9 protein-coding genes and 1 pseudogene are annotated in these 11,755 nt (G+C 58.9%); 6 read left to right on the top strand and 4 right to left on the bottom strand.

All coding sequences use genetic code 11. The annotated features are described in order from the left end of the window. The first annotated feature begins 85 nt into the window (after positions 1–85). The 4 genes from CAter10_RS08785 (at position 86) to CAter10_RS08770 (ending at position 3,343) form a co-directional block, all read left to right on the top strand. Positions 86–1,321: a polyhydroxyalkanoate depolymerase gene (locus CAter10_RS08785; protein WP_061533119.1), complete on the top strand. Its 1,236-nt coding sequence runs from the start codon at positions 86–88 to the stop codon at positions 1,319–1,321. 203 nt (positions 1,322–1,524) lie between these two features. Beyond that, entirely contained in the window at positions 1,525–2,217 is a 693-nt protein-coding gene (gene rsxB / locus CAter10_RS08780) for an electron transport complex subunit RsxB (RefSeq protein ID WP_236905510.1), read from the top strand. After that, on the top strand, positions 2,214–2,864 hold the full coding sequence (gene nth / locus CAter10_RS08775; protein ID WP_061533117.1) for an endonuclease III: 651 nt from the start codon (positions 2,214–2,216) through the stop codon (positions 2,862–2,864). Before rsxB ends, nth begins: the two co-directional genes overlap by 4 nt. A 53-nt stretch (positions 2,865–2,917) precedes the next feature. Beyond that, positions 2,918–3,343, top strand: coding sequence for a DUF1841 family protein (locus CAter10_RS08770; RefSeq protein ID WP_061533116.1), 426 nt, complete (start codon positions 2,918–2,920; stop codon positions 3,341–3,343). A 39-nt stretch (positions 3,344–3,382) separates the two neighbouring features. Here CAter10_RS08770 and CAter10_RS08765 read toward each other — a convergent pair whose 3' ends face one another. From CAter10_RS08765 to CAter10_RS08750, 4 genes are all read right to left on the bottom strand, one after another. Then, the gene (locus CAter10_RS08765) at positions 3,383–6,514 is read right to left on the bottom strand and encodes a CusA/CzcA family heavy metal efflux RND transporter (protein WP_061533115.1); all 3,132 of its coding nucleotides are present in this window, start codon (positions 6,512–6,514) and stop codon (positions 3,383–3,385) included. A 50-nt stretch (positions 6,515–6,564) separates the two neighbouring features. Further along, positions 6,565–7,842 carry an efflux RND transporter periplasmic adaptor subunit gene (locus CAter10_RS08760; RefSeq protein ID WP_061533114.1) on the bottom strand — a complete coding sequence of 426 codons (1,278 nt, stop codon included), beginning with the start codon at positions 7,840–7,842 and terminating at the stop codon, positions 6,565–6,567. A gap of 6 nt (positions 7,843–7,848) precedes the next feature. After that, on the bottom strand, positions 7,849–9,174 hold the full coding sequence (locus CAter10_RS08755; protein ID WP_061535246.1) for a TolC family protein: 1,326 nt from the start codon (positions 9,172–9,174) through the stop codon (positions 7,849–7,851). A 79-nt stretch (positions 9,175–9,253) separates the two neighbouring features. Next, on the bottom strand, positions 9,254–9,457 hold the full coding sequence (locus CAter10_RS08750) for a hypothetical protein (protein ID WP_061533113.1): 204 nt from the start codon (positions 9,455–9,457) through the stop codon (positions 9,254–9,256). A 209-nt stretch (positions 9,458–9,666) separates the two neighbouring features. Here CAter10_RS08750 and CAter10_RS08745 point away from each other — a divergent pair. Beyond that, positions 9,667–10,337: pseudogene (locus tag CAter10_RS08745) on the top strand (heavy metal response regulator transcription factor). After that, positions 10,334–11,743, top strand: a complete 1,410-nt coding sequence (locus tag CAter10_RS08740; RefSeq protein WP_061533112.1) for a heavy metal sensor histidine kinase — start codon at positions 10,334–10,336, stop codon at positions 11,741–11,743. Before CAter10_RS08745 ends, CAter10_RS08740 begins: the two are co-directional and overlap by 4 nt. Positions 11,744–11,755: the final 12 nt, after the last annotated feature.

Here is an 11,755-nt window from a genome sequence, read left to right as displayed (position 1 = left end):
ACATAAGATAAAATAGGTCACTTATTGCGTTGCAATATATGCAACTTTATGCAGTTGTCGTCCAGGACCACCCAAAAGGCAAGGTATGCTCTATCAATTTCACGAATTCAACCGGTCTTTAATGCTGCCGCTGGTGCAATGGGCAGACGCCGGCGCCAGGTTGTTCACCGACCCTGTTTCGCCGCTGGCGCACACGCCATTCTCGCAACGCATCGCCGCCGGCTACGAATTGATGTACCGGCTGGGCAAGGAATACGAAAAGCCAGCTTTCGATATCACCAGCACATTAATCAATGGCAAGGAAATCGGGATCGTCGAAGAGGTTGCCCAGACGCTGCCGTTCTGCCGGCTCCTGCATTTTAAAAAAGCCCTTAGCAATAAAGATGTTAGCGCTCTCAAACAGCCGACCGTGTTGCTCGTAGCGCCTCTCTCAGGTCATCACTCGACATTGCTGCGCGATACCGTGCGCGGCCTGCTGCCGGAACACGATGTCTACATCACCGACTGGACCGATGCCCGCATGGTCCCGGCCAGCGATGGCGCTTTCCATTTGCATGACTATATATATTACGTACAGGATTTCATCCGCCTGCTGGGCCCGGATCTGCATGTGATTTCGGTCTGCCAGCCGACAGTGCCGGTATTGGCTGCCATTTCGCTGATGGCCAGTGCCAAGGACAGCCACCTGCCGAAGAGCATGACCATGATGGGCGGTCCGATCGATCCAAGCAAATCGCCGACCGATGTCAACAACCTGGCCACCGAAAAGCCGTTCAGCTGGTTTGAAAACACTGTCATCTATAGTGTGCCGTCGAACTACCCTGGTTTCGGTCGCAAGGTATACCCGGGCTTCCTGCAGCATGCCGGTTTCGTTGCCATGAACCCAAGCCGCCACGCGCAGAGCCACTGGGATTTCTACATGCATCTGCGCGAAGGCGACAATGAGTCGGCGGAAAGCCACCGCAAGTTCTACGATGAGTACAACGCAGTGCTGGACATGCCGGCTGATTACTACCTGGAAACCATCAAGACCGTATTCCAGGATCATGCCTTGCCACGAGGCACCTGGGAAGTCGAAGGCAAGCTGGTGCGGCCGCAGGATATCAAGAGCGTCGCGCTGTTCACCATCGAAGGCGAACTGGACGACATTTCCGGTCCTGGCCAGACTCAGGCCGCACATGATTTGTGCAGTTCCATCCCGAAAGCCAAGAAGCAGCATTTCACTGCAGAAAAATGCGGTCACTACGGGATTTTTTCCGGTCGTCGCTGGCGCGAAGTGATTTGCCCGAAAATCGCGACATTTATCAAGGACAACGCGTAAGCGCGTTCATCCTGCTCCAATGTACTTGCGGCACAAGCCGTTCCTTCACCGGGACGGCTTTTTTCATTTTCGGCCACGAAAATTTACATCCTGCACTTCCGCCACCGCAGGCGCATGGCCGCATTGCGAGTAAAGATAAGCGCCCTAACAAGGAATCCGGGATAATACGCGCCATGTTGTCATCATCCAGTTCCTTACAGCCCGTGCCAGCCCCATCCTCGCCTTCCCTCGCCGACCGCATTGAAGCACTGTTGCCGCAAACGCAATGCACCAAATGCGGCTATCCGGCTTGCCGGCCATATGCCGAAGCCATCGCCGACGGCAGCGCCAGTTATAACCAGTGTCCGCCCGGCGGCCAGCAAGGCGTGGCAAGGTTGGCGCAACTACTCGGCCAGCCGTTGATCCCGCTCAATCCGGCCAACGGCCTTGAGCGTCCAAGGCCGCTGGCGGTAATCGATGAAGCTGCCTGCATCGGCTGCACCCTGTGCATCCAGGCTTGCCCGGTGGATGCGATTGTCGGCGCGGCTAAACAGATGCATACAGTGATCGCCGAGCTGTGCACCGGCTGCGACCTGTGCGTGGCGCCTTGCCCGGTCGACTGCATCACGATGGTCGACGCCACTGGCAGGGAAACCGGCTGGGACGCCTGGACGCAAGCGCAGGCGGACGCCGCGCGCGCGCGCCACGATTTCCATATAATCAGGCTACGCCGGGAGAAGCAGGAGAATGACGATCGGCTGGCAGCCAAAGCCGCAGAAAAACTCAAGGCAGTGGCTGCCGAAGCTGCCGCCACACCGGAACAACAAGCCGAACAGCAGCGCAAGAAAGCGATCATTCAGGCGGCGATCGAACGCGCCAGGCTGAAGAAAGAACAAGCTGCCAAGGACACGCAATGAACGCAGAAAAACGCCGTGAAATATTCACCCGCCTGCGCGCCGCGCTGCCGCACCCAACCACCGAGCTGGAGTACACCTCGCCGTTCGAGTTGCTGATCTCTGTGATCCTGTCGGCGCAAGCCACCGATGTCTCGGTGAATAAGGCGACGCGCAAGCTGTACCCGGTCGCCAATACGCCGGCACAGATTTACGCGCTTGGCGTCGACGGCTTGATTCCGTATATCCAGACCATCGGCCTGTACCGCACCAAGGCCAAGAACGTCATCGAGACCTGCCGCATGCTGATGACGCTGCACGACAGCCAGGTACCGCGTACCCGCGAAGAATTGCAAGCGTTGCCCGGCGTCGGCCGCAAGACCGCCAACGTCGTGCTGAATACGGCGTTCGGCATGCCGACGATTGCTGTCGACACACACATATTCAGGGTCTCCAACCGCACCGGAATCGCACCCGGCAAGGACGTCGATGCCGTCGAGCAGAAACTGATGAAACTGGTGCCGGCAGAATTTCTGCTGGACGCGCATCATTGGCTCATCCTGCATGGCCGCTATACCTGCATCGCACGCAAGCCGCTATGCTGGAACTGCTGCATTGCCGATCTGTGCGATTTCAAGAGCAAGACGCCGTTGCCCGACAAGGGAATCTGATCCTTATGCCGCGCTCACCGATTAATTGATATAACAGGCCCCAGTAAAGCATCATGTTCAATCCATCCCAAGACGATGTGCGCCGTTTCTTTTGTGAAACCCATCGCAAGCAGCATGCCAACGAAATCCTGACACCCCTGGAGGCGATCGCTGCCGACTGGCTGCAGCAACACCCCGAATATGCCGGCGACCTGAAGGATGTTGAGGCAGCACTGGCCGCCGATTATTCGGTCGAGAACGGCCAGACCAATCCTTTCCTGCATCTGTCGATGCACCTGTCAATTGCCGAACAAATCTCGATCGACCAACCACCAGGCATCCGCGCCGCCGCCACCGCGCTGACCCAACGCCTGCAATCAGAACATGAAGCGCATCACCAGATCATGGAATGCCTGGGCCAGATGATCTGGAATTCGCAGCGCAGTGGCTTGCCGCCGGATGGCGCTGCGTATATCGATTGCGTTCGCAAGCGAGCATAGAGCGGCCTACCCCCTTTACGTTTTAACTTCGTCAGACAGCTATTCATCGCGCCGATGAAATAACTGGTACAGAATCGGCAATACCAGCAGCGTCAGGATCGTCGACGACAGGATGCCGCCAATCACCACAGTCGCCAAAGGCCGCTGCACCTCGGCACCGGTGCCGGTAGCGAGCGCCATCGGCACGAATCCCAGCGATGCCACCAGCGCCGTCATCAGCACCGGTCGCAAACGCGTCAACGCCCCCTCCCGAATCGCCACATCGAGCTTGCTGCCGCTCTCCCTCAGACTGCGGATGAAGGCGATCATCACCAGGCCGTTGAGCACCGCTACGCCACACAGGGCAATAAAGCCAACTGCAGCAGAGATCGACAACGGGATGCCGCGCAACCACAAGGCGACGATGCCGCCTGTCAGGGCGAATGGAATCCCGCTGAACACCAGCAAGCCATCCTTGAGGTTGCCGAACATCGCAAACAGCAGGGTCAGCACCAGCAATAACGCCACCGGGATCACGATCTGCAATCTCTGGCTGGCCGATTGCAGCTGCTCGAACTGGCCGCCCCAGCTGGTCCAATACCCACTCGGGATTTTCACCTGCTGCTGCAACTTCTGTTCGGCTTCGGATACGAACGAGCCAATATCCCGACCACGCACGTTGGCGCTCACCACGATGCGGCGCTTGCCGTTTTCACGGCTGATCTGGTTTGGCCCCGGCGCCAGTTCCAGGCTGGCCACTTCTGCCAGTGGAATGTAGCTGGTACGCCCTTCCCCGCCGCCCCCACGCGGCAACGAAATCGGCAGCCGCTTGATAGCTTCCAGATCGCTGCGCAGGTTCTCCGGCAGACGCACCACGATATCGAAGCGGCGGTCGCCCTGGAACAAGGTGCCGGCTTCCTTGCCGCCAATCGCGGTGGCCACCACATCCTGTACATCGGCGACATTCAGGCCGTAGCGCGCCGTCTTGTCACGATCGATGTTCACGGTCAGCATCGGCAACCCGGAAGTCTGTTCGATCTTCACTTCGGCAGCGCCATCAATCTTGCCGAGCACGGCCGAGACCTTGCCGGCGGTGTCGTTCAATACCGCCATATCGTCGCCGAATATCTTGACGGCGACATCGCTGCGCACGCCAGAAATCAACTCATTGAAACGCAGTTGGATAGGCTGCGAAAACTCATAATTGTTGCCAGGGATATCGTTCGCAACTTTCTGTATCGCCGCCAGTAGCTCGGCCCGCGATTTCTTCGGCTGCGGCCATTCCGTCTCTGGCTTGAGCATGATGTAGCCATCCGAAATATTCGGCGGCATCGGATCGGAAGCAATCTCCGCAGTACCGGTGCGAGCAAATACCCGCTCAATCTCAGGGAACTTGCGCTTCAGGGTGCTCTCGATCTGCTTCTGCATTTGCAGTGACTGCGTCAGGCTGGTGCCTGGAATACGCAAGGCCTGGATCGCCAGATCCCCCTCATTCAAACTCGGTACGAATTCGCTGCCAAGTCGCGTCGCCAACAAGCCTGATAACAGCAACACGACCAGCGCCGCGCCGAGCACTTGCGCTTTGCGTTGCATCACCCAATCCAGCACCGGCGCATAGAAGCGTTTGGCGCCGCGCATCAGGAAATTTTCGCTTTCCGATACGCGCTTGCCGATGAACAAGGCTACTGCGGCCGGGATGAATGTGATCGACAGGATCATTGCACCGACCAGCGCAATCACCACCGTCAGCGCCATCGGATTGAACATCTTGCCCTCAACACCGGTCAGCGCGAAGATCGGCAGATACACCACCATGATGATCACCTGGCCGAACAGCAACGGCCGCCGTGCTTCCTTCGACGCGGCGAACACTTCATGGAAGCGCTCGCTGCGCGTCAGCGGCCTACCGTGATGAGTTTGTGCATGCGCCAGCCGCCGCACGCAGTTTTCCACAATTACCACCGCGCCGTCGATGATGATGCCGAAATCCAGCGCCCCCAGGCTCAGCAGGTTGGCGCTGACCTTGTACTGCACCATGCCGGTAAAGGTGAACAGCATCGACAGCGGGATCACCATCGCAGTAATAAGCGCCGCGCGCATATTCCCAAGGAACATGAACAGGATAGCAATCACCAGGATCGCGCCTTCCAGCAAGTTCTTCTTGACCGTGTTGATCGCCTTGTCGACCAGCACCGTGCGGTCATACACCGTGATCGCCTCAACGCCGGCAGGCAGGCTGCGATTGATCTCAACCATCTTGCGGTCAACCGCTTGCGAGACCGCCCGACTGTTCTCACCGATCAACATGAAAACCGTGCCCAGCACCACTTCACGGCCATTCTCGGTGGCGGCTCCAGTGCGCAGCTCGCGCCCGATGTCGACCTCACCGATGTCGCGAATACGGATCGGTACGCCCTGCACATTGCCTAGGATGATATTGCGGATATCCTCAAGCGATTGCACCTGCCCCGGTGCGCGAATCAACAACTGCTCACCACGCTTTTCAATATAACCGGCGCCGACGTTGCTGTTGTTGCGCTCCAGCGCAGTGGCAATATCCTGCAGGGTCAATCCGTATGAGGCCAACTTCTCCGGCACCGGCGCCACCTGGTATTCCTTGGCAAAACCGCCGATCGAATTGATCTCGGTGACGCCGCTGACATTGCGCAACTGCGGCTTGATGATCCAGTCCTGGATTTCGCGCAAGTCGGTTGACGTATAGGCGCTGCCATCCGGCTTTTTGGCGCCGTCCTTGGCTTCCACGGTCCACAGGTAAATCTCGCCGAGACCACTCGAAATCGGCCCCAGCGCCGGCGTCACCCCGGCCGGTAGCTTGTCCCTGGCTTCCTGGATCCGTTCGTTGACCAGTTGCCGCGCGAAATAGAGATCGGTGCCGTCCTTGAATATCACCGTCACCTGCGACAAGCCATAGCGCGACAGGGAGCGTGTCTGCTCCAGTCGCGGCAGGCCGGCCATCACGGTCTCGATCGGGAAGGTCACGCGCTGTTCGGTTTCCAGCGGTGAGTAACCCGGCGCCGAGGTGTTGATCTGAACCTGGACGTTGGTAATATCCGGCACTGCGTCGATCGGCAGTTTTTGATAGTTGTAGATACCGAGTGCGGCCATCGCAAACACGGCCAGCAGGATCAGCCAGCGCTGCTCGATGGAAAAACGAATGATGCGTTCAAACATGGAATCGGGTCCTTTGCGTCATGGGCGGAATGGCGAACGGCATCACGCGCTCAATGGGCGTGCTCGGCGCCGCTCTTGCCCAGCTCCGATTTGAGGACGAAACTGCCGGTGGCGGCATAACGCGAGCCGGGCTGTAGTCCGCTGACAATCTCTGTCATCCGCCCGTCGGTACGTCCGGTAACGACCGCCTGCACCATGAAACCATCGTCGGTGCGGACGAACACGACTTGCTTTTCGTCGACGCTCTGAATCGCTTCCGACGGCAGCGCCACGTTTACTTCGACCTCGCTGGAAATCACTTCGACATTGACGAACAGCCCGGGACGCCAGGCCATGTCGGGATTGGGCAAGGTGATGCGGGCCTTGGCGGTGCGGGTCTGTTCGCCCAGCAACGCGCCAACGTAGGAGATGCTGCCGCTGGCCGTCGATTCGAAGGCGGTAGCGCGAATTTGTACTTTCTCGCCCAGGCGCACCAGGTTCAGATCCTTGGCCGGTACGATGACTTCGGCCCACACGGTTGACAGGTCAGAGATGGTGAAGATACTGGCGTCGGCGGCCACCGCCTCGCCCAGTGCAATGTGCTTTTCGGTCACCATGCCATTGAATGGCGCTCGGATCTCATACCGGTTAAGGCCGCCGGAAGCACCGACGCCGGTGCCCAGCACATTCAATTTCTGGCGTGCATTCTGCAAAGCGATTTCAGCTTCGTTCATGACTTGACGCGCTTGCAGGTAATCCTGTTCGGCGGAGATTTTTTCATCCCATAGCTTTTTTTCCCGCTCGTAGGTAGTCCGCGCAAATGTGTAGCGCTTCTGCGCTGCCAGCAACTCGCTGCGCTGCTCGGCAAGATCGGTGCTCGCTACCACCGCCAGCAATTGCCCGCGCTTGACCTGCTGCCCCAGACTAACCGCCACCTGCTCCACCACGCCGGCCAGGCGTGGCACCACGTGCGCGGTCTTGTCTTCGTTAAAGCGAATTTCTCCGGGCAAGGTGATGGCTGTCCTGATCCGTGCCGGCCCGACATTTTCCAGTTTGACGCCGGCCGCGGCAACCTGCGCGTCGCTCAATTCCAACTTGTCATCGTGCGACTCCTTGGCTTCGTCGTGATGTTCGCCATCGGCGTGCTCGTCGGAATCGATGTGCTTGTCGTCGCCCTTGGCGCCGTGATGTTCCGTATCGGCGTGACCTGCCGATTCGCGATGTTGGCCGTCGACGACTTTTTTAGCTGTATCGTTGCTGCCGCTCAGGTACCAACCGGCAGCCGCCAGCACAACCACGGTCACCAAGCCAATGGCGATGACTTTGCTTTTAGTTGAATTGATTTTCATAGGATTTTATTGCGGGGAATCGGTTGATGGAGATGTCCCTACCACGCGCTCAATCTCGGTGGCAGCGCGATGTGTCTCTGCTAGCGCGCGCAGGGCTTGTGATTTGGCCTGAAACAGCACGCGCTGTGCATCCAGCACTTCCAGGAAACTGAATTTACCAAGCTCGAAACCCTTGGTGGTGATGTCGTAGGTCTGTTGTGCCGCCGGCAGGATTTCCCACTGCAAAGCCGCCGCCTGCTGCTGCGCCAGTTGCAGGCGCTGGTAAGCATTGGCCAATTCGCCACTGATGCGCAGTTCCGCGCTCCTCTGTTCGTCGCGCGCCTTGTCGGTCCGCCGCAAGGCTTCCAGCACATTGCCCTGGTTGCGATCGAACAGCGGCAGTGGAATCGACAAGCCGACGATCATCTGATTGCGACCGATTTCTTCCGCGCGCTTGCTGCCGATGCTGACGGTGACATCGGGAATGCGGCGACTGCGTTCCAGCCGCAACATGGCTTGGCGCCGCTCAACCTCGATCCGCGCGCGAACGAAGCCGGGTGCATTGGGCAAGCGTGCCTGTAGGGCTACCAAATCAGGCAACGCCGGCAGCGCATTGATTTCGCCATCGACGGCAGTAAAGTCCGGCGCGCCGGCACCCCAAGTGGCTGCCAGGCGACGCCGCTCGATATCCAGGGTACCTTGTGCCTGTTGCAATTCGACCCGGATCCCGGCTTCGGCAACCCGCGCCTTGGTTTCCTCGATCGGCGCCACCTTGCCGGATGCAACCCGCTTGGCAGTGATGGCGCTGGCGCGCTGCGCCAGTTGCAATGAACTTTGCAGTAACTGCAGATTCTCTTGTCCCTCCAGCACGGCAAAATACGCAGCGACAACGGCCGCTTGCAAATCGGCGCGTTTGGCGAGCAAATCCACTTGCGCCGCGTCGCGCGCCTTTTCCGCCGCAGTAATACGCGCGTGACGCTTACCGCCCAGTTCTATCGCCTGGTTCAATTGAACAGTTGTCGTGCGGTTTTCCTTGCGGGTATCTTCCAGCAAGGTCGATATTTCCGGATTCGGCCGCGCTGCTGCCTGCTGAATCGAAGCGGTTACCGCCTCAACCTCACGCCCTGCCGCCGCCAGTTCAGGATTACTCCTGAACGCGCGGGCAATCGCCTGCTCCAGGCTCAAACTGGCGCCACCAGCCTTGATGTCCGGAGGCGGCAAGGTGTAATTGATGCGTTGCTGCGTATGCGGCAACACACTTTCAGGTGCATCCGGGCTATGCCGCGCATCCTGAGCAAAAGACAACTGACAGGCCAATACCGCCAGCCCGAGCGGCAAGAAAAATTTGTGCATCAACGGCTCCCTGAAATCCAGCGCGGCCGATTCCGTTAAACGACCGGACGCGCTGAAGAAAATCTGCTTAAGACTGCGATCAGGCACCGGAATGAATCGTTTTCTTGGGAGCATCTTGTTTGTGGTCATGTGGCTGCGGCGCCCCCTTTTCCTTGCCGGTTGCCGGCTTGTTGTCGGTCATGGGTACACCGGTCGCCGGTTTTTGGCCGGTGGGCGTCTGCGCCATCACAGCGCCAGTGGCAGTTAGCAGGGTCGCAATGGCGATAACTTGCTTGATATTCATTTTCAATCTCCAGGTAGTTGAGGAAAAATCCAACGAAACAGCCTCATCCTCACCAGTCAAAAGCGGGGAGCTGCATCGTTGGGGACAAGTGTAGGAAGCGGGGTAAAACCGGAAGGTGACGACCGGATTACGGTTTTGTAATCCACGACCGGCAATTTATGGCCGATAATCGGCATTGCTGCGTGTTGGCGTAAGCGGAAAGGTGATCTATGCGAATCCTGTTGGTGGAAGACGAACCCAAGGCCGGCGAATACCTGCGCAAGGGATTGAGCGAAACCGGATACGTAGTCGATTGGGTGCGCAACGGCGCCGATGGCCTGCATTGCGCCACCTCAGACGACTACGATCTGATCGTGCTGGATGTGATGCTGCCTGGCATGGACGGCTGGGCGGTGATTCGTGAACTGCGCAAGAATCATGCGACGCCAGTGCTGTTCCTGACTGCGCGCGACGAAGTTGAAGACCGTATCAAGGGCCTGGAACTGGGTGCCGACGACTACCTGGTCAAGCCATTCGCATTTGCCGAGCTGGTGGCCCGCATCCGCACGTTGCTGCGGCGCGGACCAATCCGCGAATTCGAAATGCTGCACGTTGCCGACATGGCAATCGATGTCATGAAGCGTCGCGTAACCCGGGCGGCGACCGCATCGATCTCACCAGCAAGGAGTTTTCGCTATTACATCTGATGGCAAAACGGCAGTCTGAAGTGCTGTCGCGCTCGCTGATTGCCTCCCAGGTCTGGGACATGAATTTCGATAGCGATACCAATGTCGTGGATGTCGCCATCCGCCGCCTGCGCGTCAAAATCGACGAGCCCTACGGCAAGCCTCTAATACACACTGTACGCGGCATGGGCTACGTGCTGGAGGACCGGCCTTGAAGCTGGCTGCACCGCGCTCGCTGACCGTGCGCCTGGCTTTACTGTTTGCACTGGCTACACTGTTGACGTTTGCGCTGGTTGGCGGCTATCTCTATTATTCGCTGGCGCGCCAACTGGAGAACCACGACGACCAGGAATTGCTGGGCAAGGTGACGCTGATGCGGCATCTGGTTGGCAAAGCGGCGTCCGTGCAGTCAATCCGCCAGGATCCGCACATGTTCATGGACGCCGGACTTGGTCACGATGACCTGCTGCTGATCCTGCGCAGCGCCGACGGTACGCCGCTACTCGATACCCGCCCTGGCGTTGGCAGCCTGCCGGCGCTGCCGCTGACCTCTGCCGACCGCTTGCCGGATCGGGAATCGCGACTGAACCTGCGCACGTCGACCGGTTTGCCGGTGCGCGCGACCGCGCTCTGGGCCAGGATCGACAACAGCGGCGAACTAGTCCAAGTCATTGTCGCCCACAACACCAGCGACAGCCTCGCCATGCTGGCCAGCTATCGCAATCAAATCCTCGGCGCCGCGCTGGCCGGCGCTGCGTTCGCGGCGCTGCTCGGGTACGTACTGCTGCGTCGCGGGCTGCAGCCGACCCGGCTGATTGCTCTACAGGCGCATCTGATTACGGCGCAAAGGCTGGATCGCGGCCTCGATGTCACCAGTGCACCCTACGAATTGCAGCAACTGGTCGTAGCGTTCAACGAAATGCTCGATCGCCTGCACGACAGCTTCCAGCGGCTCTCGCAATTCTCTGCCGACCTGGCGCACGACCTGCGCACGCCAATCAATAACCTGATGGTGCAGACCCAGGTAGCGCTGGGGCAACCTCGTTCATCGGAGGAATACCAGGGACTGCTGGAATCGAATGTCGAAGAGTACGAACGGCTGGCGCGCATGCTGGACAACATGCTGTTCCTGGCGCGCGCCGATCACGCCCATGTCGCGCTGTCATTCGAGGAGTTGGACTGTCATCTGGAATTGCAGCGCATCGCCGACTATTTTGAAGGCGTGGCAGCAGATACGGGAGTACGCCTGAGTATCGATGCCAGCGCCCGCGTACGCGCCGATCCAATACTGTTGCGGCGCGCAATCAGCAACCTTGTGGCCAATGCGATCCGCTACACAGCATCGGGACAGACGGTACTATTGCAAGCACAGCATGCGGGCAGCGTTACCGTCATCTCCGTAAGCAATCCCGGCCCGCCCATCGCCGATGCGGCGATCCCATGGCTGTTCGATCGCTTCTACCGTGTCGACCCGGCGCGTAGCGATTCTGCCTCGTCAACCGGATTGGGTCTGGCGATCGTGCAATCAATCATGAAACTGCATGGCGGACAGGTTGATCTCATCCGATCAACTGATCAACTGACAGTGTTTTCGCTGCGCTTTCCTAACGCGCAAGAATAAAAAAAGCCACGC

It is taken from the genome of Collimonas arenae, assembly GCF_001584165.1.
Taxonomy (GTDB): Bacteria; Pseudomonadota; Gammaproteobacteria; order Burkholderiales; family Burkholderiaceae_D; genus Collimonas; species Collimonas arenae.
Note: the sequence above shows the minus strand (reverse complement) of the source record. Positions and strands in the feature narration are given on the sequence as shown.